The organism is Vibrio sp. D401a (genome assembly GCF_030248515.1).
Lineage (GTDB): Bacteria > Pseudomonadota > Gammaproteobacteria > Enterobacterales > Vibrionaceae > Vibrio > Vibrio rotiferianus.
Window position 1 is genome coordinate 265,829 of the sequence record NZ_JAHGAI010000012.1, and the last position, 25,159, is coordinate 290,987.

Consider the following 25,159-nt stretch of genomic DNA (forward strand, 5'->3'; position numbering starts at 1 on the left):
GGTTCGCTATTTTTGTGGCACCATTTACTTATGAGAACTTTAGTGAAAAATCTCTATCTGACAATCCTGTTCTGTTTATCTTCTATCGCTCATGGACAAGAGATCCAAGTGTGGAGCGGTATTGAATATTCAACGGTCGCTGAAATCAAAGAACGATTTGAAGCGGAGACTGGCAACACGTTGGCGATTCGAGAATTCGATGTGAATAATATTCGCTCAGAGCTGTTGTTAGCGAAGCAGACCAGTATCACTTTTCCAGATGTTATTTGGGTGCCTTCCGATTTCTTGGGTTTACACGATTATTTTGACCTAGCAAAAGTACCATCTAGTTGGATAGATGAAGATAGCATGGAGCCCAAAGCTCTAGAACTAGTGACTGTTGATGGGGGCGTATATGGCGTGCCTTTAGGCTTAGGTAATCACTTAGTTTTATATGTGAATACTAAGTTGACTCAAGATGTTCAGCCCACTTGGGAGGCATTATTGGAAGAGGCTAAACGAGGCGAGTTTCCATTAGCCATGCAGTACCCAAATATGTATTTCTTGATGGCATTTGTTCCTATGTTTTCCGACTATCGGGCGCAACCAGTCACAGATATCGATGTAGGCGCGTTAGCGGCAGCGTTAAAGTTTTATGGATCACTCGCAACCAATAATATTGTGAAAGATAAGTGCACCCAAGAGCAAGCTCGTGAGCAGTTTATTAATGGTGAGGTGGCTTATCTCATTGATGGTGATTGGGCTCTTGGTGAGTTGAAGCAGCACTTTAGCAAAGAGCTTAGGGTCAGTGGCTTACCGACTTATAACAACCATCACATGCATTCATTAAGTGGTGGCAAGGTATTGGCTTTCAACACTGAGGCAATGGCTAATCCTGAAAAACGAAAAGCGATGCGCACTCTAGCTACTATTGTTCAAAAGCCAACGTTTATTGAAGATGTAATCATTAATCAGAATCTTATCTCTACCAATCGGTCGATTAATCGTAAATGGTATGACACTGACAGCACTTACTATAGTGATTTATATAAACAATTAAGTCCCGCATATGCTATGCCAAGTACGGTAGAGATGGCAGTGACTTGGGAAGCGCTAATAAGAGGTTACAAACGCTATACAGCGGGAATGCCAGCCAAAGACGCCGCTCAATTTGTTGTCAAGTTCATTAATGAACACTCTCAACACATACATCAGCGTAGGAAGTCACAGTAATGGTCAGTTTACGAAGTATCTTAACCCTGATTGTGGTGATTGGTTCATTGCTACCAGCCTATTGGGTTGGTACCAGCATGATCGATAAACACCAAGAAGACTTACTAGCACAGAAAGCACTTAAGCTTGAAAATAGCAACCAAGGTATTCGAAAAACCGTCGAGGATGATCTTACCTTTATTGCAAACTTAACACGCTGGTATTCAAAAGATCGGCTTTTAGTTCAAGGTATGGACAATGTCCTGTATTCGAGCATTATTTGGCAAAAAATCCAAACGTTTGAAAAGTTGGCAACCAATGTCAGCGCTACTTACATCATCGACAAAAATTGGCAGCCAATGTATGAAAGTAATGGCTCGGTCTATCACCTAGAAGAGAGTAAGTTACTTCAGAAAATAAGGACTGCCGGAGATGTTTATAAGCAAGGGAAGATGTATCACACCACATACTTCGATGAGGGCTTAGTAATGCAAGGAGGACAAGCGGGAATCGCCTTTGTCAGCCCTCTGCTGCCTTACACTTTATTACCGAATTCGGAATATGAACCCCAAGGGTATTTGGTGGTTCTCATCTCTTATCAAGATCTAATGAAAGTATCGCAACCTTTCTTGTTCTCGCAAGAGAGTGTTGATTTTCATTATGGAAGTCTGAAGAAGGTCAAAGGGGAAGTGAATCGAAATCTCAGCATCATTGAAATAAACAGTGCGGGCTTTATGTCTCCTTTGACGGTAACAATGGTTCATACTTTCTCTGATCTAGCGAGGAACCAGGAGTTAACTAAGTCAAAGCAGCAGCTATTGAATATCATTATTGCCACATTAGTTGTGACCTTATGTATTGCCATACTAGTAAGCCGCTGGTTAACTCAGCCAATTAAAGAAATGGAGTTGGTGGTCAGAAGCTTTAAGAACAACCAAAGACCCAATTTAGAATCAAAGCGGTATCAATTTAAAGAGTTCAAACAGCTAATGTCATTATTGGACTCTATGTGGTGCCAGTTAACTTCGAATATGGAAGAACTTGAAGTTCGAAACAAAGCACTTCGCCAAGCGAACCAGCAAGTTCATGACTCCAACGCACAATTGGCTGAGTTCAATCAAGGGCTAGAATTAATAGTTGAAGAAAAAACAGCTGAACTCAGAGAAATGCTGGCAAGAGAAGAAGCTTATCAAACGAAGCTAATGTCGCTAATCAACTTTGCGACTAGCCATGCAGGAATAGGGTACCACGCGATTCCTGGGGTGATTAATACAGGTTTAGATAAGCTATTCCCCAATACTGAAATGCGTTTTAGTTTTTATAAGGTGTCTGGTGAAAGAGTGAAGACCATGCGTTCTTCGACGGGTGCAACGTTAGGGTACTTTAATTATGGGCAAAGTGACCTCAACGAAGATGAGGTGATTTTGATAGAGTTATTTAAGAAACAGCTCTATTCGTGGTTAGAGTTAGAAGACTTCGCTAGACGCGATAAGCTATCTAAATGTTCAAACCGAAAAGCATTTGATGAAGATTTTGAATATGCGTGCCAGTGTGTCGCTCAATCAAAGTGGAAGTCGATGTCGATTCTGGTTGTAGATATTAATGGGTTAAAGAAACTAAATGATAACTACGGCCATGACAGAGGTGATTTGCTTATTTCAAAGAGTACTCAGCTCATGCGAACCGCGTTAGATGATGAGTCTAAACTTTATCGTATAGGCGGTGATGAGTTTGCTGTGATTGCTAAGAATTGCGGTGTAGAGCAACTTGGTTGCTTAATAAATAAACTGGAGTCGGCTCAAGAAGATAAATGGATCGAGTTATCTGATAATCATCGTCATGCTATTCAGTTTTCTGTCGGTGGGGCTTCAAGCCAAACCGCAGCATTGGATAAATTGGTTTCCATTGCTGATGAAGAGATGTATTGCAAGAAAAGAGAGTTCTACTCAAGTTAAGCACCCTAATCAATAAGACCTCGCCATCCGCGAGGTCTTTTTATATCCAGACTGCCATTATTCAGATTCAGCAAACAAGCCGAAGCTGACTCGAAGAATCAAGCATCTTGGCATATCCACTAGGGCTTTGCTTCCACTTCATTGAACAGCCAAGAAATAAACAGCTCGAGTTTCCGAGAGTGCTTCTCATTGGCGGTAACGACATAGTACTTCTGCTTGCATTGCAGAGTTTGGTTTTTAAAAGGGGTGATCAGTTCGCCGGATTTAAGTCGTTTTTCCACCAGCGATAGTCGACCGATAGCAACGCCCGCATTATGCATTGCGGCACTAACGGCTAAATCGGAACGGTCGAATGAAATGCTTGGAATATCGTCAATGTCTGTTATGCCATTTTCCTTTGCCCACAGCGTCCATTCATCGTGATGGGAGTTGTAGTCCCATGCTTGGTTGTCGTGAAGCAGGGTGGTGTTTACCAAATTCGCTGGCTTTTCAAATAGGTTAAATTGTTCTGCATATGTTTGAGTGCAGACCGGGATTATCTCTTCGCTCATCAATTCTTTCGACCACAACTTTTTCGGCATTTGCTCATCGAAATAGATCGCGGCATCGATGCCATAGCCTTGGAAATTGACGTTCTCATTGCCAGTAAGAATATTCAGCTCTATGGAAGGGTGTTTTTGCTTAAATAGATACAATCTAGGTACAAGCCAACATTGGGCAAAAGAAGGGCGAGAGTAAATCGTCAGCTCTCCGGAGACTTCGCCATTTCTGACTTCCATTACCTCTTGATTTAACTCGTTGAGTGTTCTGTTCAAGGCGAGGTAAATACGTTCCCCTTCTTCTGTGAGCGTGATTTTTCGGTGAGAGCGGGTAAACAAGGCAATGCCAAGCTCCTCTTCGAGCTTGTTGATACGGTGAGAGATGGCGCTGGGCGTCATGGAGAGCTCTTCTGCCGCAAGAGAAAATGAGCTGTGTCGTGCTGCCACTTCAAAAGTATGAAGCTTGGAAAGCTGAAAACTATTGATGCGTTGGTTCTTGGCGAAAATATTGTCTCTGGTGTACATGTGCGTTATTGAGTCGAACTTGATAGAACACATAATAACGGCGTTGTTATAGTTGGGCTCACCTATGGGTTGAAAAATTCACTAAACGTCGTGTAAATCACGCTTTTGTTTAAATTCACTTCATCTAAAGGTGAGTTTTGATCGTTTGTCAGGGCTATGGATTCCTCGTTTAATTGCAGTCAATTAAAACAACAACATAGGTCTGAACATGGAATCCAACCTTTGGGTCATTACTACCCTCATAACGAGTATCTTAATGATCGTTTTTGCGATCGTTAAGTTTAAACTCCATCCTTTTTTAGCGCTGTTACTCGCCAGTTTTTACGTTGGCGGGATGATGGGCATGCAACCTTTAGAGATGGTCAGTGCTATCGAAAGTGGCATTGGCGGAACGCTTGGTTTTCTTGCTGTCGTGATTGGTTTAGGCACCATACTTGGCAAGATGATGGAAGTGTCTGGGGCAGCTGAACGAATTGGCCTTACCCTACAAAAGATTCGCTGGCTATCACCTGAAGTCATTATGGTGTTAATCGGTCTTGTTTGCGGAATAACCCTATTCGTAGAAGTTGGCGTGGTGCTGTTAATTCCACTGGCTTTTTCGATTGCGAAAAAAACCAATACCTCACTTTTAAATCTCGCCATTCCGCTTTGTACCGCCTTGATGGCAGTGCACTGTATTGTTCCTCCACACCCTGCCGCATTGTTTGTGACCAATGAGCTTGGTGCTGATATCGGTTCTGTGATTTTCTATGGTTTACTCATAGGTTTGGTTGCGTCTTTAGTTGGCGGTCCGTTGTTCTTGAAGGTGATGGGCGCACGTCTACCTTTCAAAACTGTACCTGAAGAGTTCACCTCACTAGAAGTGAAAGATGAAGCGCAATTGCCATCTTTGGGGGCGACGCTATTCACCGTGATGTTACCCATTGCACTGATGCTGTTAAAAACGGCGGCAGAACTCAATTTGGAACATGGCAGTGCGCTGTACACCACTTTGGAATTTATCGGCAACCCAATTACAGCAATGTTTATCGCCGCTTTTGTTGCTTATTACATGTTAGGTATTAAGCAGAACATGGGCATGAGTGTGCTGCTTGAGAAAACGGAAGGTGCATTTTCTTCGATTGCCAACATCTTGCTGATTATTGGCGCTGGTGGTGCATTCAACGGCGTATTAAAGGGCAGTGGCTTGGCGGATGTATTGGCACAGTTACTTTCTAATCTCGATATGCATCCGATCCTTCTTGCATGGCTTGTCGCGATTATTCTACATGCGGCAGTGGGTTCTGCCACCGTTGCCATGATGGGCGCGACGGCAATTGTGGCTCCGTTACTCCCACTTTATCCGAACGTAAGTCCAGAAATCATTACTCTGGCTATAGGCTCTGGCGCAATTGGTTGTACGATAGTGACCGATTCGCTCTTTTGGTTGGTGAAGCAATATTGTGGAGCCACGATGACAGAAATCTTCAAGTACTACACGACAGCGACATTCATTGCCTCTTTTGTTGCATTAGCAGGCACATTCCTTCTGTCGTACATGATCTAATAAAGGTAAACAATAATGACTACGCATAACGTAAACGCACTAGTAGCAGAATTCCCTTTGGTTGAGCGACTCATTGGGTTAGAAGAGGTGGTTTGGTTTAACCCAAATATCACCACACTTGAAGAAGGTCTACCGTACGTTGGCTTATGTGCTGCCAACATCAAAGACGCGAGTGAACGACTAAAACGCTTTGCTCCATACTTAATGAAAGCCTTCCCAGAAACGGCGGCTTCTAACGGAATTATTGAATCGAACGTTGTTGAAATCGACAAGATGAAGTCCTGCTTGGAAGCGCAATACGGCACTCAAATTCTTGGACGTTTGATGCTTAAAAAAGACAGTCATCTGCCTATTTCAGGTTCAATAAAGGCGCGTGGTGGCATCTATGAAGTGTTAACACATGCAGAGAAGTTGGCGATTGAAGCTGGGCTTCTATGTGAAAGTGATGACTACAGCAAATTGTTCAGTGAAGAGTTTCGTCAGTTCTTTCAGCAGTACAGCATTGCCGTAGGTTCGACAGGGAATCTGGGCATGTCTATCGGTATCATGAGTGCAAAACTCGGCTTCTCTGTATCGGTTCATATGTCAGCGGATGCAAGAGAGTGGAAGAAAAACAAGCTGCGCTCTCATGGAGTAAACGTGGTGGAGTACGAGCAAGATTACGGTGTAGCTGTAGAGCAGGGACGCAAAGAAGCAGAGAAAGATCCAACTTGCTTCTTTATTGATGATGAAAACTCTCAGACCTTGTTCTTAGGTTATTCCGTTGCAGGCGAACGCTTGAAGCAACAGTTTGAGGATATGGGTATCATCGTTGATGCAGAACACCCTCTGTTTGTTTACCTACCTTGTGGTGTGGGTGGTGGTCCTGGCGGTGTGGCGTTTGGTTTGAAGATGGCGTTTGGTGACCACGTTCATTGTATCTTCGCGGAACCGACACACTCTCCGTGTATGCTGCTCGGGGTACACACTGGCTTGCATGATGATATCGCGGTGCAAGATCTTGGTATCGACAACATTACTGCAGCTGATGGTCTAGCGGTAGGGCGTGCGTCTGGTTTTGTAGGGCGAGCAATGGAAAGACTTCTTGATGGTTACTACACCATGACGGATGAGCGCATGTATCATCATCTAGGTGAGCTAAGTGAACAAGAAGACATTCGTTTAGAGCCTTCTGCACTGGCGGGCATGATGGGGGCAGTGCACGTTTCACAAGCCCAAGCTTACCAAGCTCGAATGCAATTTAGTGAAGATAAGATGAAGAACGCCATTCACCTAGTTTGGGCGACGGGTGGCGGCATGGTACCGGAGGCTGAAATGTCTGCGTACCTTGCGAAATCTGGTCGATAATCGAGTTTGCTCTTGCTTTGGGAACTGCGAGAGTAATACCAATCGTAGCAAATAACTGTTCATTCTAGCTGGTTATAACGCTTGATAACTTTGTTTAAAATTTTGAATGTAGAGTAACTACTTATCGAAAATTTTAGCCTTGTTCTCAAGCGTTTTTCCTGCGCTACCTCTGAACACTTGCTTACTGTGATTGGTATAAAAAAGGGCTCATCAATGGATGAGCCCTTTGTCTATTTTGAATCCCTGTATTACAGAGATTGTAATAGCTGGTGGTAACGACCTTTCTCAGCTAGTAGCGCTTGGTGGTTACCTTGTTCGATGATCTCGCCTTGCTCCATCAAACAGATGTTGTCCATGCTTTCTAGCTCAATTAAACGGTGGGTGATAAATACCACGGTTTTGTTCGCAAAGTGCTCTTTGAACAGTTCCATTACCGTTTGCTCGGTGCGTTTGTCCAGACCTTCAGTCGGTTCATCAAGAAGCAGGATTGGGGCATCACGCAATAGAGCGCGCGCAATACCAATTCGACGCTTCTCACCACCAGACAGTTGACGACCGCCGTCACCTAGCCAAGCATCCAGTCCTGGTTCGTCTAACAGATTCGCCAAGTCCACTTTGGTCAGAATATCAGCTAGCTGCTCGTCCGTGGCTTCAGGGGCTGCAAGCAGCAGGTTGTCACGCAATGTGCCATTAAGAATATCAACACGTTGGCTGACTACTGTGATTGCCGCGCGCAGATCAGACTCACTCCAATCTTGCAGAGGCGCACCACCGATGCTCACTTGACCTTGGTTTACATCCCAGTAGCGACAAAGCAATTGAATCAGCGTCGATTTACCTGAACCAGTTTGACCAACAATCGCCGTTTTTGAGCCCAGTGGCAGTGATAGCGTGAGATCTTTCAGTACTTTTTGCTGACCATCAGGGTAGGTGAAATCTACCTTACTGAACTCAATATCTAGCGGCTTATCTTCACGTTTAGATTGTTCTGGGAAGATAACGTCTGGTTCCGCTAAGGTGATTTCGTTCAATCGACGCGCTGATGTCAGTGTTTGACCTAGATATTGGAAAGCACTGGCGATTGGCATCAGAATTTCAAAGCTTGCCATGGTGGCAAATGCGAACAGCGCAATCCAAGGATCTGGCGCACGACCACCAACGCCATCCGCAGCAAACCACAGCATAGCAACGAGCGTTAAACCATTCGCTAGCATCAGCAGACCAGAAGCCATACCCGTTAGGTTAGCGTTGACGAACTGGTTGGATAGCAGTTGTTTTTGCTTCTCTAGAATCACGTTACGGTAACGCTCTTCTGCACCGAACAGGCTCAGTTCGCTGTAACCTTGAAGCCAGTCCAGTGTCGCCACTCGCAGCTGTGCTTTATTTTGTGTCAGATGTTCGCCGTTATGCTTACCAAGTTTGTAGAACAGTACCGGCCACACTAACAGCATTACCGTTAGAATACCGCCAAGCAATAGGGCAAGATGCCAGTCAAAGAAAGCAAGTACTGCGGTTAGCGACAAGATGCCGAATACGCCAACAATCACAGGACTGATTAGACGCAAGTACACGTGGTCCATTGCATCTACGTCTGCCACTAGGCGGTTCAGTAGATCCGCATCACGCATGGTAGAAACGCGGCCAGGGATCAGCGGCGCAAGCTTCTTGAAGAAGAAGATACGTAGATCCGTCAGTAGCTTGAATGTAGCATTGTGGCTAACGACACGTTCGCCCCAGCGGCCAGCAGTACGCGCCATCGCAGCGCCACGAACACCTGCGCCAGGCAGCATGTAGTTAAAGGTCTCACGAGCAATGGTCAAACCCGCTACAGCGGCTGCAGAGATAAACCAGCCGGACAGCGTTAATAGACCGACAGAAGCGGCCAGCGTCAGAAACGCTAGAAGCATCCCAAGGGACAAACCAAACCAGTGCTTTTTATACAGTTTTAGATAAGGGAGTAAATCACGCATCTAAGTTCCCCTTGTCTGATTCACGTTGAGCTAGGTTGGCAGCCAACATTTCTTTAAATAAACCATCTTGCGATGCCAACGTTGCGTAATCACCACGTTGGACAATTTGTCCTTGCTGCATCACCAAAATCTGAGACACATTTTGCAGTGGTGCCAATTGGTGAGTGATCATCAAGTTAGTGGTGGACTCGGTGTATTTACCGATGCCTTCCATAACCAGTTTTTCGCTTCGAGCATCCAAGCTGGCAGTTGGTTCATCAAGCAACCAAAAACGACCGTTTTGTAGCATCGCACGAGCAAGTGCAAGACGTTGTGCCTGACCAACAGATAAACCACCGGAGCGGTCAGAAATTTGGTAATCCAAGCCATGCATTTCAACAAACTCTGCGGCGTGAGAGTCGTTGAGTACTGAATGGACTTGTTGGTCTTGAATATCTTGCTTACCTAAGGTGACATTGTCACGAATACTGCCGTGCAGGAGCATTGGGTTTTGCCCAATCCAACTGACGGCTTCTCGCCATGTAGACAAGTTCAGTTCAGACAACTCACAGCCGTTAATTTTCAAGCTGCCCTTGTATGGCATAAAACCAAGGATGGTATTCACTAAGCTGGTTTTACCTGCGCCACTTGGGCCGACTAGTGCGGTGCTTTGGTTGGCATCTAGGGAGAAGGATAAGGGACCGACAAGTTGCTTACCTTCAGGGCTGAAGATAACAAGATCGTTCGCTTCGATGTGAACCGCTGCGTTTTGATCAACAACTTTGTGACCATCTTTTACTTGGTCAACGTCTAGCTCTAGGAATTCAACGATGCTTTCTGCTGCACCGACTGCTTGTTGCTTCGCATGATAGAAAGTACCAAGGTCACGAAGTGGTTGGTAGAACTCAGGCGCAAGAATCAGAATAAACAAACCGGCGAAGAGGGTTACGCCAGCACCGTAGTAACCAAAGTTAAGTTCACCGATATAGCTAAAGCCAAAGTAAACCGCCGTAATCGCAATTGAAATCGAAGTGAAGAACTCAAGAACCGCTGAAGATAGAAAGGCAATCTTCAAGACATCCATCGTACGTGTACGGAAAACTTCAGATGCACCTTTTAACGTCTCGGTTTCTGATTGTGTACGGTCGAACAAACGAATAGTAGTCATCGCCTGCAAACGGTCATAGAAGTGACCTGAAAGACGCTGTAGCGCTTTAAAGTTCTTACGGTTTGCATCCGCGGCTTTCATGCCGACCAATGCCATAAACATAGGAACAAGAGGTGCAGTGACAAGGAAAATGAGGCCTGCCGCCCAGTTGATTGGGAAAACCACCACTAGGATGATGAAAGGTACCAATACAGACAACGACATTTGTGGAAGGTAGCGAGAGAAGAAATCTTGCATGTCTTCTACTTGTTCCAAAATCAACGTTGCCCAACTACCGGCTGGCTTGCCTTTGATGTAAGCAGGACCAAGTTGGTGGACTTTATCGAGAATAAGTTGGCGAATGTAAACGCGGATCTGTTCGCCGCAACGGTAACCGGCAATTTCGCGTCCCCAAGTACAGGCTGCGCGACCGACAACGGTGACACCCAATCCGACGAAGTGCCAAATAAGTTCACTCTTGTCGACATGCTCGATGATTAATTGGTGAAGAATGGAGGCGAGCAGGGCTGCTTGAGCCAATAAAAACACGCTTGATAGTACGCCTAGGCCTATCGCAACCATCAGCCAGCGCTTGGCCAACTTACTCTGTTGCTTAAGCCACTTATTCAAGCTGCTTTGCTTTTTCTTATCCATTGTGAAGGCTTAATGATAATTGTTTTAATGAGGCGGTAGTATACAAAAGAAAACCCAGCGGGAATACCGCTGGGCTTTAAGGATATGACACAAATGTGAAAAGTTATTTGTCAGTAAGTGCGTCTAGGAAACGTTCTGCATCCAATGCGGCCATACAACCGGTACCAGCAGAAGTAATCGCTTGGCGGTAGTTATGGTCCATTACGTCACCAGCAGCAAATACACCTTCGATGCTAGTTTGTGTGGCATTACCTTCAAGACCAGATTGAACGATGATGTAACCGTCTTTCATGTCTACTTGGCCTTCAAAGATTTGCGTATTTGGTTGGTGGCCGATCGCGATGAATGCGCCCATTACTTCCAAATCCTCTGTCGACCCGCTGTTCACATCTTTGATACGAACGCCAGTTACGCCCATGTCGTCGCCCAGAACTTCATCTAGTGTACGGTCTGTGTGAAGAACGATATTGCCGCTTTCAACCTTATCCATCAGACGCTTCACAAGGATCTTCTCTGCGCGGAATGAATCACGGCGGTGGATCAGATGAACTTCTGACGCAATGTTTGATAGGTAAAGCGCTTCTTCGACAGCAGTGTTACCGCCACCGACTACCGCCACTTTTTGGTTACGGTAGAAGAAACCGTCACAAGTGGCACATGCCGATACACCACGACCTTTGAATGCTTCTTCAGACTCAAGGCCTAGGTATTTTGCTGATGCGCCTGTAGAGATAATTAACGCATCACACGTGTACTCACCAGAGTCACCTTTTAGACGGAATGGACGTTGAGACAATTCCACTTCGTTGATGTGATCGAACACGATTTCTGTTTCGAATCGTTCTGCATGCTCTTTCATGCGTTCCATCAAACCTGGGCCAGTAAGACCTTCAGCATCACCAGGCCAGTTTTCTACTTCTGTCGTGGTCGTTAGCTGACCACCTTGTTGCATTCCCGTCACCAGCACAGGGTTTAGATTGGCACGCGCTGCATATACTGCTGCTGTGTAACCTGCTGGACCAGAACCAAGAATTAATAGTTTACAGTGTTTTACGTCGCTCATTATGGCTCCATAGAGGGCTGAACATTTCATCCGATTGTATGGAAAATCGTAGTGCTTTAAAAGCATAAACGGATTGAGCTGATCGAATTATTGGTTATAGGTTAGAACTTGCTGATGTTTACGGAGAACTGTTTTTCGCTAGCATAAAATGCTGTTCATAGTGGAGAGTTCTAGTTTCAAATGCTGTCTGTTATCTAATTTGAATGTTTAAGCTAACATATGGTTATATCATAGAGATGTATGTCGTTTTTTTGTTTTTGTTGAAGCTATCAACGTCAAATTCTGGTAATTACAGAATATTTGCGTATCCTAGAATGTAAATTAAATGTTAATCAAATAAACCAGATGTGCCTCATTAAAGGAGCCAATGATGTTACATTCACGTGAGAACACCCTACATTTAACTCAGCTCAGCATGGCAGCGATTGAGCAGCTTTCTCCTTCCTTCGAAGGTTTACCTCGTACTGAACACGCTGACGGCCAATATCGTCTTCGCCGTTACTCGGTGGTGGGGTTCGAAAACGGTCAGGTAGTCGATTTAAACAAAAACAGCTTTGTACAATCTTCTGATATCAACCGTTTCCAAGGTGATGTCATTCGTCAGTTTGAGCCGATTGAAAAAGGAATTCTTTCCAGTGAAGGTTTCCGAGAAATGTGTGAGCTGTTTGTTAACGCAAACCACTTACCAAACGGCCAGGAAATCGAAATCCACCAAATTCGAATCACTGCAATCTACGATGAAACTCAAGTTGCACCGGAAGGGGTACACCAAGATGGCTTTGATCACATCGCATTAGTTGGTGTAGGGCGTCACAACATCATGGGTGGTGACATTATGCTTTATAGCAGCCATAACCAAGCGCCTTTCTTCCGTAAAGTGTTGGAAAACGGTGAAGTGGCAATGTTGGCAGACAGCAAATTATGGCACAACGCCGTACCAATTCGCTCAGTGATTAATGATCAAGAAGGTCATATGGACGTATTTGTACTGACAGCGACGGACAAGCGAAATGAACTTCAATCTTAACCAAATTCGAGAGCAGTTTCCGGCATTAGCGCAATACCACAACGATCGGCCAGTGACGTTTTTTGATGGCCCTGGCGGATCACAAGTGCCGCAGTCTGTGTTGGATAGTATGGTTAGCTACCTTGGACGATTCAACTCTAACCTTGGTGGTCATTATTTCTCAAGTAGAGAGACAGTTGATGTTATGCAATCGGCTCGCGAATCGGCACAAGCTCTGCTAAACGCACCGTCTTCCGGCAATATCGTGTTTGGTGCGAATATGACTTCGCTGACATTCCAGCTTAGTCGTGCGATTAGCCGCGATTGGCAAGAGGGCGATGAGATCATCGTTTCAGCTCTAGACCATTACTCTAACGTGTCGAGTTGGCAGCAAGCGGCTGAAGACAAAGGCGTGGTGGTTCATCAAGTCAGAATTAATGAAGAAGATTGTACGCTGGATCTTGAGCACCTTCAGAGCTTGTTGAATGAAAAAACGCGCTTAGTCGCGGTGACTTACGCATCGAACACCACCGGTTCGATTGTCGATATGCACCGTGTGGTTGAAATTGCACACAACATTGGTGCCCAGGTCTATGTGGATGCTGTTCATTATGCGCCACATCATTTAGTTGATGTACAAGCGCTAGGTTGTGATTTCCTTGCTTGTTCTGCTTATAAGTTCTTTGGGCCACATGTAGGAATCGCGTACGTAGCAGACCAGTGGTTACACAGTGTTAAGCCCTACAAAGTTGAACCTGCGACCAATATTGGGCCGGGGCGCTTTGAAACCGGAACACAGAGTTTTGAAGGCTTGGCAGGCGTCACGGCTGCGGTTGAATACTTAGCCCAGTTTGGTGATGAAGATGCATCACTTCGTCAACGCTTAGAGCAAAGTTATGCGTTATACAGCCAACATGAGCAGCAATTGAGTGAGCATTTCTTGCAGCGTTTAGGGGCGCTGGACGGCGTGAACCTGTTTGGTATTAACAACGAAAGCAACCAACTGAGAACGCCAACTTTTGCGCTGACTTTTGATAAATACTCTCCAGAGTTCATCGCTAAGACATTAGGTGAGCACAATATCTGCGTGTGGAATGGGCACTTCTATGCACTAGGACTCGTTCGCCAGTTAGGCTTAGAAGAGTCGGGTGGTGTGGTGCGAATTGGTTGTATGCACTACAACACAACCGCAGAGATCGATATGTTGTTTGATGTGTTAGAGAGCATACTCGACGCGTAATCATCGACGATTCCACAAATCAAAAGCTCGAGCACTTGGCTCGAGCTTTTTTGTTTTTTATTGATTGAAGAAGTGCTTATTCGCTCACTTCCACTTCGTACGAGGTAAATTTACGCACGTTGATCACGCCAGTATCAAAGATAAGGTATTGGCCTTTAATGCCTTGCAATGTACCCGTTACAACTGGGTTTTTATCGAAGTTGTGTGAGGTGATTTTAGTCGGATGCTGCTGAACTGGGTAGCTTAGAGAAGTGATGCTTTCGCTTAACACTTCAATTGCGTCATCGCCGTACTGTTGCTTAATCTCTGCGATTTTGTCTTCCACTAATGGCAGTAGTTCTGCAAAACGATCTTGCAGTTCAATTGGGTCGCCATCGCCTTTCAACAGCGTTCGCCAGTTTGTCTTATCAGCAATGTGTTTCGCTAGCTCGATTTCAATCAAGCCAGAGATGTGACGAGTTTTCACTTTGAAAATAGGCAGACCTTGTGTCGCGCCTTGATCGATCCAACGGGTTGGAATTTGCGTGTGGCGCGTGATGCCCACCTTTAAACTTGAAGTATTCGATAGGTAAACGAAGTGGTCCACCATGCAGTTCTCTTCACCCCATTGTGGCTCACGGCAGGTGCCTTGTTCGTAGTGGCAAGTTTCTGGCTTCATGATGCACATGTCGCAGCTCGCCAATTTTTTCATACAAACAAAACAGTGGCCCTGTGAATAGCTTTTCTTAGTTTTCTTACCGCAAGAACAACAGTAAATATTGCCAGTATGAGTCAGGGTGAGTGTTTGACCGAGAAATGGGCTTAGGTCCACTTCTTCATCACCCACAGGGAGGCGGTAGCTCACGGCACCATCAAGGGAAGCACGCATTTTGTTTAGCGTACCTGTAGCAATTATTGACATGACATTACTCATTATTGTGTTTTTGCACAGTATACCAGAATGGCTTGCTCACTGCTTGTAGCACATGCTTGTGAAGTGTTTCGCAAACCAGTATTTAATTAAGTCCTAATGTTTTATGGAATGAACATCACAAGTTAGGATTGTTACTGTTTCATCGTTGAGAACGTTATTCTTTAGGCGTTTTAGTGGCTTGATAAATATCTTTATTTGAAGTTCGAAAAAACATTCAGTACATTGCACTATATAATCATCAATTACTCATGGCTGAAAATATGAAGTGGATACATAAACTCATTTTTGCGTTGTCTATATGCACTATTACCCTAGTCGCGCTTTATAGCCTGCTGGGCGATACTCGCAAATTGGTTGTGACTCCAGAGAAATATAAGTTCCATGCTACGAATGATTCCGCGGAGGGTGGGGCTAGTCAGTCGAGTATTAAGTGGGATGATGGTGACCTGCAGCTGAACTGCGACTTAAAGGAAAGTAGCTATGCTTGGCCTTACTGTGGGATCTCTATATACACAGACGTTAAAGAAGCAACCAAAGGTATTGATCTATCAAACTACCACACGGTTCGTATCAAGCTTCGTTATGCAGAGTCAGGTCAGGGAACAAAGAAAATAAGGTTGTACCTGAGAAACTTTAATGAAGTCTACTCAAGCCCACAAGATGAATACACAATCAAATACAACGGTATGCAGTTTGACTCCTCAGGCCATACACAAAGCATCGAGATTCCAATTCAAAACCTTCAGGTGATGACCTGGTGGCTAGCTGATAATAAAGTACCTATTGAGCATTCTGGGCCGGAGTTTTCAAATATCACTCGAATTGATTTAGCTACAGGAGCGGGTGCTGGACTAGGCCATCACAAAATCATCATCGAGAAAATGGAGTTTGAGGGAGCATATCTAGCCCAAGAAACGCTGTTGTTCACGTTACTGTTTTCATGGATGGCATTAGGGTTAGCATTCTCTTTAAACGAGTTGAGAAAAAGTAAGCGTGCTTTTGATAAAGCACAAAAGCGGCATCTTCATTTAGAAAGAACAAACAACACGTTGCGAGCGCAGAACTACGAGTTTGCAGAGTTAGCTCATCGAGATGCGTTGACCGGAGCAATGAACAGACACGCAGTTCGAAACTGGATGGAACAAAAAGCCCGCCAAGTGAGGTGGGGGACTGAGTCGTTCTCTATCTTGTACTTAGATTTAGATCATTTTAAAGCTGTTAATGATAAGTACGGACACCAAATGGGAGACGATGTGTTGCGAGAGTTCGTGATGGTTATTGCCAGCTCAATCCCAGAAGATCATCGTCTTGTTCGCTGGGGGGGAGAAGAATTTGTTGTCTTTTGTCCCGATTGCTCTGTTCATCAGGCCCAAGAAAGAGCAGAAAAGCTTAGAAAGAATGTAGAAAATCACCTTTGGATACATGGCGAAAAGTTAACTTGTAGTATTGGTGTTGCTGAGATGCAAAAGGAGCGAATGACTGAAGCGATGGCGAGGGCTGATGAGGCGCTTTATCAAGCGAAGCATAAGGGCCGCAATCGCGTTGAGGTTAACTTCGGGCTAGTTTCACTGAAGGTGGTGAAGTAGACCCTAGATATAAAAAAGGTGGTCGTACGACCACCAAAAGGGAAACTGCTGAACATGACTAGGGGGTAGTAGTTAGGTACTCACATTGATTACCGAGAACAGCAGCTGTAGTGCTAAATTTCCTAAAGAGAGCTGCGTATAAACGCGGCTCTCTTTGTTTTTACCAGAACAACCAAGCGAATAAAGTAAGAGCGGCGATACAGGCGATGTTGAGTACCATACCGATTCGCATCATCTCTTGCTGCTTGATGTGGCCTGTACCAAATACAATGGCATTTGGTGGCGTCGCTACTGGAAGCATAAAGGCACAAGAAGCAGCAACAGCGATTAGGGCTGATAGAATCACTGGCGATAGACCAAGTGCTTCTGCAATGGTGGCGAAAACGGGTACTAATAGTGCGGCGCTTGCTGTATTACTTGCAAACTCAGTCAAAAATACTACGAAAGCGACGACAGACAGAATCGTAATCAGAATACCTGCTTGCTCTAGGAAACCAGCTAGACCGTTAGCTAAGAATACGCTTGTACCCGTCGCTTTAAGCACGTTACTTAGACAGATACCGCCGCCGAATAAGATCAGTACGCCCCAATCGGTGGTTTTTTCAATGTCTTTCCACTCTACCGCGCGAGAAGCACCAAGCAAAAGAATCGCGCCAATCGCCACCAAAGTATCGAACTTCGCGAAGCCACCAAGCATTGCGTTAATTGGCTTGCTGAAAATCCAGAATGTAACTGTTAAGAGGAAAATCGCTAGGGTGATCTTCTTACCGTTTGTCCACTCAACAGGTTTGTGGTCAAGCTCGAACTCGTGACTCAAATCCGGCTTCGTCATGGTGTAAAGAATCAAAATTGCAATTGGCATCAGAATGAGTGAAATCGGCAAACCTAACTCCATCCATTCGGTAAAGCTCAGGCCAACTTCCGCAGCCGCGATGGCATTTGGTGGACTACCTACCAAAGTTGCTATACCACCAATAGAAGCACTGTATGCAATGCCTAGGAGTACAAATAGGTAGGTACTGTGGTTCTTTTTTGCATCCAATTTACTCATCACGCCTAAAACCAGCGGTAACATCATTGCGGTAGTCGCTGTGTTAGAAATCCACATTGACAGACCCGCGCTAACACCGAAAAGCATGAATACTGCGACAGACATTTTTCCGCGCGCAATGAGCAGTACCTTATCGGCAATTGCTTGATCGAGCTTTTGCTTATGTAGAGCGGCTGCTAAAGCAAAACCACCTAAAAATAAAAAGATGATTGAGTTAGAAAAGTTGTTTAGCGCGGTTTGGGTATTAAACACGCCAAGGAACACGGCGAGTAGAGGGACAAGCAACGCTGTGATACTAACGTGGATGGCTTCGGTTAACCAAAGTATCGCGACAAATACTAAGATACTCAAACCCGTTACTACTTTAGGGTCGAAAGGAAGGGTAGTGAGTAAGACTAAAAACAACACGATATTAGCGGTTAAAATCATACTGTTTCGGGTGAAGAACCAGTTCTTCAATGTCACGGCGAGTGCGGTCATATTTGAGCTCCTTGTTCAGCGCCTTATTAATTATTATTTATGGCAAAGTAACTGACTTGTTTTTATTTATTGATTAAATGTTACTTTGCTTGAGGCGTTAAAGTTGGAGAGTTTGGGGGAACTGTTACGGAAATGTGAGATGAGGATTTAGAAATGGGTAGTAATCTACCCATAAAACATTTTACAACGGATCTGAAGTGTTTGGCGTTTGGGGCTCTTCTGCCAAATGGGGTGTACTCTCTAGCTCTTGTTGCTCATCGTGAGGGACGATAGGTTCTTGTGGGCCAAGAAATTTTGGTTGAGTGTTCATCACGTAAAGATCGAGAAATGCTTTAACTCGTGCGAGTAACTCCCTCATGCGCATAGAGGATTTCTGTTTTTGAGTATCCGGCCCTGCTACCGCTAGGCACTGTGCATCAATATTGTAGGCGTTTGCGATAAAGAGGGCGCGTTCACAATGAAATCTTTGAGTTACGATGAGAAAACGCTCAGAGGCAAAGATCTTTTTAGCTCGGACGATAGAGTCTAGAGTACGAAAGCCTGCATAGTCGAGATGAATTGATTCCTCAGGTACACCTGCCTTCAGCAAATCACGCTTCATCGTCCAAGGTTCATTATAAGAGCGATGCGCGTTGTCGCCACTTAATAAAAACTGCTGCACTTTACCTTGATTGTAAAGGTCTATGGCAGCGTTGATACGATGGATATAGTAAGTATTCAGTATTCTCCCAATATACTTACTTGTGCCAAGGACGACGGCAACTTCGTGGGAAGGTACTTGTTCATAAGACGTAAAAATACGATCCTCAGATTGTGTTGCAACCCAGCGATCAATGGCAAAAATTACCGTGATGAAGCTAACTAAAATGATCGACAAAATCAAAGCTATTCGCTTCCATGAAAGCAACAACAAGCACTTTGACTTTATCTGAGACAAAAACAAACCAGAGATATCCTTGAGTAATAAGATGTTTCTCATCATATCCGATAGTCAGGAAATTAGAGAAGTCCATTTATGCCAAAATCTGGTTAGAATGGTAAAAAAAAGCATAAAAAACAAAAGCCCCCGTACTGCGGGGGCTATTTATTGTGCATACTGTCTCAAAAACTAGAAGGCTGTGCGCTTATAGCGACGGTATACAGGCTGCCAGAATGCTTGTTCAATCGCATCATTTAGCGCTTCATCTGTGATTTCTAGCGCAACGCCTTGCTCAATTGCTTTCTTCGCAACAGCGAATGCTATCTTCTTCGATACCAAGTGAATTTCTTCCAATGGTGGAAGTAGTGCGCCATTACCGTTGATAGCCAATGGTGAACATGTTGCCAACGCACGGCTTGATTCCATCAGCATTTCATCGGTTACGCGCTTCGCGTTTACCGCAAGTACACCTAGCCCAATACCTGGGAAGATGTAGCTGTTGTTACATTGTGCGATAGGGTAAGTGCGGCCTTCATGAACCACCGGCTCAAATGGACTACCTGTTGCAACCAATGCTTCGCCGTTTGTCCAACGAATGATGTCGTTTGGTGTAGCTTCGACACGGCTTGTTGGGTTCGATAGTGGGAATACGATAGGGCGCGCACAGTGCTTGTGCATCTCTTTGATCACTTCCTCACTGAATAGGCCTGGAGCCCCGGAAACACCGACAAGAACGGTTGGTTTGGCATTATGCATTACATCTAGAAGCGAGAAACCAGTTCCTTCATTTTCCCACTTCTTAGTGTTGTCGAATTTCTGAACAAGACGCTGTTGGAAATCGAGAAGGTTAGGCATGCCTTCTTGCAATAGACCCCAGCGGTCAACCATGTACACTTGTGAACGTGCTTTCTCATCAGAAATCCCTTCTGACACCATTTGTGCGATGATCGCTTCTGCGATACCACAACCTGCTGAGCCAGCACCTAAGAAAGTAATACGTTGATCAGACAGCTTAGTGCCTGCCGCTTTACACGCCGCAAGCAGAGAACCTACCGTTACCGCAGCAGTGCCTTGGATGTCATCGTTGAAACAACAAATGCGATCTTTGTAGCGCTCTAGAAGCGGCATTGCATTTTTCTGTGCAAAGTCTTCGAATTGGATCAGAGCATCTGGCCAACGACGTTGCACTGCTTGGATGAACTCTTCCACAAATGCATCGTAATCAGGGCCCGTGATACGTGGATGGCGCCAACCCATGTACATAGGGTCTGCAAGGCGTTGTGGGTTGTTCGTGCCCACATCCAATACGATTGGCAGTGTGTAAGCAGGGCTGATGCCACCACATGCGGTGTACAGAGCAAGCTTCCCGATAGGAATCCCCATGCCGCCGATACCTTGGTCACCCAAGCCCAAGATACGTTCGCCATCGGTTACCACGATAACTTTAACGTTGTGGTTTGCTGCATTGTTTAGCAGGTCATCGATACAGTCGCGGTTTGGGTACGAGATAAATAGGCCACGACCACGACGGTAAATATTAGAGAAGTTCTCACACGCGGCACCAACGGTCGGCGTATAGATGATAGGCATCATCTCAGAAATGTGATTTTGAACTAGGCGGTAGAACAGTGTTTCGTTGGTGTCTTGGATATTACGCAGGTAAATGTGCTTATCCATGTCACTTTCAAAGTTTTTGTATTGTTGGTATGCACGCTCTACCTGCTCTTGGATGGTTTCTGTTGTTTCTGGTAGAAGACCTTCCAAGTTGAATGAACTACGTTCTTCTGCAGAGAACGCACTGCCCTTGTTCAAAAGAGGGGTCGCTAAAAGAGCCGGACCCGCATATGGGATATAGAGTGGGCGCTTGTCGTTGTTCATTAGGTGCCTTAAATGTAGGGTTGAAGGATGCGTGTAAAATTCTAACGGGTTCGCCATTTAGTTGTAAACATTCGTTGATGTACATCAACGTAATGTCGCAAAAAAATCGGCTTCTAGACGAAAATATCGTCACTAAATCGAGCATAGTGAATCTTAGAGCAGGGATTTCTGACTCTGGTATACTCTCTCGCTATCTAATATCACTTTCTAATCTATTATGTCTCAATTACCTATCGATAGCTTACAAGCTGAATTTGACCGACTGGTGAATCAATATCACTTGGTGGTAGAAGCCGAAACGGGTTCAGGTAAATCCACACGCTTGCCGCTTTGGGCTGCCAATCACGGTCGAGTATTGGTGATTGAGCCACGTCGAATTGCTTGTACATCTTTAGCTGAGTTTCTAGCTGAGCAATCCGGTCAACAGTTAGGTAAGCAGATTGGTTACGCGATTAAGCTTCATGCTCACTACGATGAAAACACCAGTGTTGTTTTCGTGACACCCGGAGTTGCACTGCGTTGGTTCGCGGAAGACAAACTGACTAGCTTCGATATCGTGATGGTGGACGAATTTCATGAACGCCGCTGGGACATTGATCTCCTTACAGCGATTTTAAAGCAAGAAAAACAGCACCGTTTGATTGTCACGTCTGCAACCTTAGAGGGCGAAAAGCTGGCGAATTATCTGGATGCAAAGCGCTTACGTTCTGAAGGGCGCTGTTTTCCTGTCACCGTGACTTATCGCTCGGTGGATAGTCGTTATTTGCCGAACAAAAAAGGTTGTGAGAACGATGTCGTTCGAACAGTGAAAGAAGCGCTAGAAGACGAAGAGGGTGATCTTCTTGTTTTCTTACCGGGTCGTAAAGAGATCACTCAATGTTCACAGATGCTGCAAAATCTCGATGATGTGCTGGTGGTAAAGTTACATGCTTCTGTCAGTGATGAAGAGCGCCACCGTGCACTGACAGTGCAAAAGCAACGCAAAGTCGTACTGGCTACTAACGTCGCGGAAACCTCTCTGACTATTCCAAATATTCGCGTGGTGATCGACAGTGGTTTGGAGCGCAGAACCGTACAACGAAATGGACGTACAGCACTGACGTTAACCAACATTTCTAAAGCCAGTGCAGCGCAGCGAATGGGGCGTGCAGGTCGTGTTGCTGAAGGGGCGTGCATTCGTTTGTTTGGTGAACATGCGCCGTTAGAATTAGTTACGCCGCCTGAATTGCATCGTGAAGAACTTGTAGAGCCAATGCTCGCAGCGGCTTGTTGTGGTTACAGACTTTCTGAACTTTCATTCCTTGATTCTGTGCCTGAAAAGTCACTCAACTCAGCACTCCAAATCCTGCAAGGGATGGAAGCGATCGACGAGCAAGGTGATATCACCGAGCATGGTAAAAGAGTTTACCCTCTACCAATTGATGCCTTATTTGCGGATTTAGTGACTCGTATCCAAACCAAATCAGAAAAAGAAGCGATGATCGACTTAGCAGCAGCGCTTTCTGTGCCGGCTCAATTGTATCAATTGCAAGGCGGGGAATCGGCCGAAGCATTAGCAATAGAAGAGCCATTTGGCTGTGATGCCTCGATGATGATTCGCTTGGTGCGCGGGGAGCAACTGCCCGGCGTTAACATTGATCTGAACGTGCTTGAAGAAGCGCAAGGTTTAGCAAAGCAGATGCGAGAAGTATTTGAATTGCCAGAGCTTGAAGTCGCATCTCGATACAAGCGTGATGAGTTAACCAAAGCTATCGCCAAGTTACATCCTGAGCTTGTATTCGTGCGCCGAGAACGACGTCGTGATGCATTGGGTAATGGTTTGATGGAAATGATGGTCGGCCGTAACAGCCGTTTTCCTGATAGTAGCGAAGCAGCATTAGTGCTAGATAGCCATAGCGTTCCCGCAAGAGGTGTAAAGCAGACACTGAACCTTGCCTCTGTGATGCTACCTATTTCACTTAAGTTGCTGCGTGAATTAGAACTTGGTGAGTGGCAACAAGGTGAAACCAACTATGAGGAAGAAGCTCCGCGCGCCACCATGCACTTGATCTATGCAGGACGAACCATTTGCACTGAATACCAAGTGCTTCAAGGTGGTGTCGCTGTTCAATCCATCGTGGAGATGATTGAAGACGAAACACTACTGCCGGGTTTCGCCCCGTTAAGAAAACAACAAATACAACATTGGAAGATTTATAACACGCTTGGGTTAAATCAAGAGCCTATCGATAAAGCCACGCTTGATGATTTGTCTTTTTCAACTTGGCTCGTGGAACAGTTAGAAACGCTTGGCGTGGAAAGCATGGAAGACATTGAACTGTTTGAAGCGGACGACATCCCATTTGAAGGCATACCAGATTGGGAATATCAGGACTTTGCAGAGCAGTTTCCGCTTAAATTGCTGTTGGCTGAATTAAAACTCGACGTAGAGTACTTTGTATCTCGTAAGTTGGTTCATGTTATTTACACAGATGGCAATCGAAAGGGCGATCCTAAACGCTGGGAGTTACCTCGTTGGTCAGGTTGGAAAGTGCAGTACAAAAAAGCCAGTCGTGTCATCGATGTGAAGTAGCCTTCAACGAGATAGCGAGATTTTTGTACTGGAACGGTATTTGCTACAGATACCGTTCTTTTTATTTATGGCTCAAGTATATGAGCTTAATAGGAATACAATTGCCGCTCTGTGGGCGGCGAGAATAGGAGAGTAATGAAATTTAAGATCCTTCCGCTTCTTTTGTTTCCAATGTTTGTGCAGAGCAAAAGCCTCACTAACATTGCAACATACGAAGACAACTATGTATTAGGTACGTACACGACAGATATTAATAGAGATGTTTTGAGAGGAAAGGCTGAGGACGTCGATCAACTTCAGCAATTTGAAGTAAAGTTCCAACTCTCCGCATCAGTGCCAGTGTATCGCTTTAACTCGGGTACTGCTGTGCTAGCTTCCTATACCCAAAAATCTTTGTGGCAGTTGGCGAACAACGATATTTCTTCACCTTTTAGAGAAACCAACTACAAGCCCCAAGTCTTTTTGGCACATCAGTCGAACATGTTGCTCTTTAACCATCTAGAGACAGGGTACATGCACGAGTCAAACGGTCAGTCGACAGCCTTATCGCGCAGTTGGGATCGCCTCTACTTATCTTTGGAACGCGTGTCCGGACCGTTCGAATATGGCGTTCAAGGTTGGTGGGTATTTAAGTCTGAACATGATGATATGGAGGACTTTTATGCACCATATAAACTTTGGAGCAAATTCTATACTGGACCTGGCGTAATCGATGCACGGGGTTTTTATAATTTCTCATCGGATAAAGGTGGGGTTGAACTGGGTTATACGCACTCGATTAACGATATTTTAGGTATCTATCTACAGGGTTATCATGGGTATGGTGAAACCTTGATCGATTACAACCACTCTCAGACTCGGCTTGGGCTTGGCATTAAACTTATGAATTTATAAATATTTTCCATCTAATTTACTAATGAAGTCGCATTTTTCTTTACTCATTAAAATATTAATCAATTGAATGCTTATATATGGCGAAGCTGTACATCGATTGTTACAAGTCTGGTTCTTATATTTCCTTTTGAATGTAAATTAGGGCATAAAAGACTATTGTCTTATATCCTATTGCTATATCAAAACAGTTGAACGATATTTGGTATATCTAATAAAAAGCGTGTCGAGGCCTATGATGGAACAACAAGGAAAGAGAAGCATTGAATTCGACTACACTAGCTTTCTAGGCGCATCTGGTAGCAAAAAGTGGACCTTTCTAGAAGCGTTTTCCACCATCGCTCCTATTTTTGGCATAATGTGGAAACAGAACATCGCGGAATTAACACAGCCCGAAGATCGTCTTTGGGAAGCTGCATTGAAATCGATGTCTTCACGTCAGAGTGATGAGTCTAATTTGGTTACTTTAGTGAGGTTAGCGCAAGGTGAAGGTATACATGAGCTGCGCGTGGTTATGCCTTATGCTTTGGAGGCTCAGCAAATTGAGTACATTGAACAAAGAAGTAAACTCAAAATAGAGAGTAGTGAACCGGATGTTTTGACTGTCAAACTTTAGCCTTTCTTTTTCTTCACTTTAAACATCTAATAACAAGCGACTGATCCGACAGTCGCTTTTTTGTCTCCAAAAGCAACATTTCCCTATTTGT

Annotated in this window: 18 protein-coding genes; 10 read left to right on the forward strand and 8 right to left on the reverse strand. The window is 44.8% G+C overall.

Going from position 1 to position 25,159, the window contains the following annotated elements:
* Window positions 1-42: 42 nt before the first annotated feature.
* Together KIV41_RS07990 and KIV41_RS07995 are read left to right on the forward strand one after the other, a co-directional pair.
* A complete protein-coding gene (locus KIV41_RS07990; RefSeq protein WP_285336027.1) occupies window positions 43-1,212 on the forward strand; it encodes an extracellular solute-binding protein in 1,170 nt (389 codons plus the stop codon).
* Window positions 1,212-3,146: a diguanylate cyclase domain-containing protein gene (locus KIV41_RS07995; protein ID WP_285336028.1), complete on the forward strand. Its 1,935-nt coding sequence runs from the start codon at window positions 1,212-1,214 to the stop codon at window positions 3,144-3,146. The genes KIV41_RS07990 and KIV41_RS07995 overlap by 1 nt, the downstream gene beginning before the upstream one ends.
* Window positions 3,147-3,265: 119 nt before the next feature.
* On the opposite strand, the gene dsdC is transcribed toward KIV41_RS07995, so the two are convergent.
* Window positions 3,266-4,210, reverse strand: a complete 945-nt coding sequence (dsdC, locus tag KIV41_RS08000; protein WP_285336058.1) for a DNA-binding transcriptional regulator DsdC — start codon at window positions 4,208-4,210, stop codon at window positions 3,266-3,268.
* Between the two features lie 208 nt (window positions 4,211-4,418).
* On the opposite strand from dsdC, the gene dsdX reads away from it, so the two are divergent.
* Window positions 4,419-5,756, forward strand: coding sequence for a D-serine transporter DsdX (gene dsdX, locus KIV41_RS08005; protein WP_285336029.1), 1,338 nt, complete (start codon window positions 4,419-4,421; stop codon window positions 5,754-5,756).
* Between the two features lie 15 nt (window positions 5,757-5,771).
* Window positions 5,772-7,103, forward strand: coding sequence for a D-serine ammonia-lyase (locus KIV41_RS08010; protein WP_285336030.1), 1,332 nt, complete (start codon window positions 5,772-5,774; stop codon window positions 7,101-7,103).
* Between the two features lie 248 nt (window positions 7,104-7,351).
* On the opposite strand, the gene cydC is transcribed toward KIV41_RS08010, so the two are convergent.
* From cydC to trxB, 3 genes are all read right to left on the reverse strand, one after another.
* Window positions 7,352-9,073 carry a cysteine/glutathione ABC transporter ATP-binding protein/permease CydC gene (gene cydC, locus KIV41_RS08015; protein ID WP_285336031.1) on the reverse strand — a complete coding sequence of 574 codons (1,722 nt, stop codon included), beginning with the start codon at window positions 9,071-9,073 and terminating at the stop codon, window positions 7,352-7,354.
* Window positions 9,066-10,853, reverse strand: a complete 1,788-nt coding sequence (gene cydD / locus KIV41_RS08020; RefSeq protein WP_285336032.1) for a cysteine/glutathione ABC transporter permease/ATP-binding protein CydD — start codon at window positions 10,851-10,853, stop codon at window positions 9,066-9,068. The genes cydC and cydD overlap by 8 nt, the downstream gene beginning before the upstream one ends.
* A gap of 103 nt (window positions 10,854-10,956) precedes the next feature.
* Window positions 10,957-11,916: a thioredoxin-disulfide reductase gene (trxB, locus tag KIV41_RS08025; RefSeq protein WP_045388495.1), complete on the reverse strand. Its 960-nt coding sequence runs from the start codon at window positions 11,914-11,916 to the stop codon at window positions 10,957-10,959.
* Between the two features lie 367 nt (window positions 11,917-12,283).
* On the opposite strand from trxB, the gene KIV41_RS08030 reads away from it, so the two are divergent.
* Both KIV41_RS08030 and KIV41_RS08035 read left to right on the forward strand, forming a co-directional pair.
* Complete coding sequence (locus KIV41_RS08030; RefSeq protein WP_010448603.1) at window positions 12,284-12,943, forward strand: 2OG-Fe dioxygenase family protein; 660 nt, start codon at window positions 12,284-12,286, stop codon at window positions 12,941-12,943.
* Window positions 12,927-14,162: a cysteine desulfurase-like protein gene (locus tag KIV41_RS08035; RefSeq protein WP_285336033.1), complete on the forward strand. Its 1,236-nt coding sequence runs from the start codon at window positions 12,927-12,929 to the stop codon at window positions 14,160-14,162. The genes KIV41_RS08030 and KIV41_RS08035 overlap by 17 nt, the downstream gene beginning before the upstream one ends.
* Window positions 14,163-14,238: 76 nt before the next feature.
* On the opposite strand, the gene KIV41_RS08040 is transcribed toward KIV41_RS08035, so the two are convergent.
* Window positions 14,239-15,063 (reverse strand): DUF2797 domain-containing protein, encoded by an 825-nt coding sequence (locus KIV41_RS08040; RefSeq protein ID WP_088880632.1) that lies wholly within the window; start codon window positions 15,061-15,063, stop codon window positions 14,239-14,241.
* A gap of 272 nt (window positions 15,064-15,335) precedes the next feature.
* Here KIV41_RS08040 and KIV41_RS08045 point away from each other — a divergent pair, with 272 nt between their 5' ends.
* Window positions 15,336-16,661, forward strand: coding sequence for a GGDEF domain-containing protein (locus KIV41_RS08045; protein WP_285336059.1), 1,326 nt, complete (start codon window positions 15,336-15,338; stop codon window positions 16,659-16,661).
* Between the two features lie 160 nt (window positions 16,662-16,821).
* Here the strand turns inward: KIV41_RS08045 and KIV41_RS08050 are convergent, their stop codons facing one another.
* The 3 genes from KIV41_RS08050 to KIV41_RS08060 all read right to left on the reverse strand — a co-directional run bounded on the left by KIV41_RS08050 (window position 16,822) and on the right by KIV41_RS08060 (window position 20,989).
* Window positions 16,822-18,192, reverse strand: coding sequence for a DASS family sodium-coupled anion symporter (locus tag KIV41_RS08050; protein WP_010448608.1), 1,371 nt, complete (start codon window positions 18,190-18,192; stop codon window positions 16,822-16,824).
* A 181-nt stretch (window positions 18,193-18,373) separates the two neighbouring features.
* Window positions 18,374-19,075, reverse strand: coding sequence for a vancomycin high temperature exclusion protein (locus KIV41_RS08055; RefSeq protein ID WP_373417598.1), 702 nt, complete (start codon window positions 19,073-19,075; stop codon window positions 18,374-18,376).
* Between the two features lie 225 nt (window positions 19,076-19,300).
* Entirely contained in the window at window positions 19,301-20,989 is a 1,689-nt protein-coding gene (locus tag KIV41_RS08060; protein WP_038887680.1) for an NAD-dependent malic enzyme, read from the reverse strand.
* A 217-nt stretch (window positions 20,990-21,206) separates the two neighbouring features.
* Here KIV41_RS08060 and KIV41_RS08065 point away from each other — a divergent pair, with 217 nt between their 5' ends.
* The 3 genes from KIV41_RS08065 (at window position 21,207) to KIV41_RS08075 (ending at window position 25,068) form a co-directional block, all read left to right on the forward strand.
* Window positions 21,207-23,561, forward strand: coding sequence for a helicase-related protein (locus KIV41_RS08065; RefSeq protein WP_285336034.1), 2,355 nt, complete (start codon window positions 21,207-21,209; stop codon window positions 23,559-23,561).
* Window positions 23,562-23,696: 135 nt separating this feature from the next.
* Window positions 23,697-24,455 (forward strand): phospholipase A, encoded by a 759-nt coding sequence (locus tag KIV41_RS08070; RefSeq protein WP_285336035.1) that lies wholly within the window; start codon window positions 23,697-23,699, stop codon window positions 24,453-24,455.
* Window positions 24,456-24,690: 235 nt separating this feature from the next.
* A complete protein-coding gene (locus KIV41_RS08075) occupies window positions 24,691-25,068 on the forward strand; it encodes a hypothetical protein (protein WP_029560994.1) in 378 nt (125 codons plus the stop codon).
* Window positions 25,069-25,159 lie beyond the last annotated feature (91 nt).

What these genes read in the sequence shown, in the direction of transcription:
- KIV41_RS08050 (WP_010448608.1), bottom strand. Translation starts at nt 18,192, where the DNA reads ATGACCGCACTCGCCGTGACATTGAAGAACTGGTTCTTCACCCGAAAC.
- cydD (WP_285336032.1), bottom strand. Translation starts at nt 10,853, where the DNA reads ATGGATAAGAAAAAGCAAAGCAGCTTGAATAAGTGGCTTAAGCAACAG.
- KIV41_RS08060 (WP_038887680.1), bottom strand. Translation starts at nt 20,989, where the DNA reads ATGAACAACGACAAGCGCCCACTCTATATCCCATATGCGGGTCCGGCT.
- trxB (WP_045388495.1), bottom strand. Translation starts at nt 11,916, where the DNA reads ATGAGCGACGTAAAACACTGTAAACTATTAATTCTTGGTTCTGGTCCA.
- cydC (WP_285336031.1), bottom strand. Translation starts at nt 9,073, where the DNA reads ATGCGTGATTTACTCCCTTATCTAAAACTGTATAAAAAGCACTGGTTT.
- KIV41_RS08040 (WP_088880632.1), bottom strand. Translation starts at nt 15,063, where the DNA reads ATGTCAATAATTGCTACAGGTACGCTAAACAAAATGCGTGCTTCCCTT.
- dsdX (WP_285336029.1), top strand. Translation starts at nt 4,419, where the DNA reads ATGGAATCCAACCTTTGGGTCATTACTACCCTCATAACGAGTATCTTA.
- KIV41_RS08075 (WP_029560994.1), top strand. Translation starts at nt 24,691, where the DNA reads ATGGAACAACAAGGAAAGAGAAGCATTGAATTCGACTACACTAGCTTT.
- KIV41_RS08010 (WP_285336030.1), top strand. Translation starts at nt 5,772, where the DNA reads ATGACTACGCATAACGTAAACGCACTAGTAGCAGAATTCCCTTTGGTT.
- KIV41_RS08035 (WP_285336033.1), top strand. Translation starts at nt 12,927, where the DNA reads ATGAACTTCAATCTTAACCAAATTCGAGAGCAGTTTCCGGCATTAGCG.
- KIV41_RS07995 (WP_285336028.1), top strand. Translation starts at nt 1,212, where the DNA reads ATGGTCAGTTTACGAAGTATCTTAACCCTGATTGTGGTGATTGGTTCA.
- KIV41_RS08070 (WP_285336035.1), top strand. Translation starts at nt 23,697, where the DNA reads ATGAAATTTAAGATCCTTCCGCTTCTTTTGTTTCCAATGTTTGTGCAG.
- KIV41_RS08045 (WP_285336059.1), top strand. Translation starts at nt 15,336, where the DNA reads ATGAAGTGGATACATAAACTCATTTTTGCGTTGTCTATATGCACTATT.
- KIV41_RS08065 (WP_285336034.1), top strand. Translation starts at nt 21,207, where the DNA reads ATGTCTCAATTACCTATCGATAGCTTACAAGCTGAATTTGACCGACTG.
- dsdC (WP_285336058.1), bottom strand. Translation starts at nt 4,210, where the DNA reads ATGTACACCAGAGACAATATTTTCGCCAAGAACCAACGCATCAATAGT.
- KIV41_RS08030 (WP_010448603.1), top strand. Translation starts at nt 12,284, where the DNA reads ATGATGTTACATTCACGTGAGAACACCCTACATTTAACTCAGCTCAGC.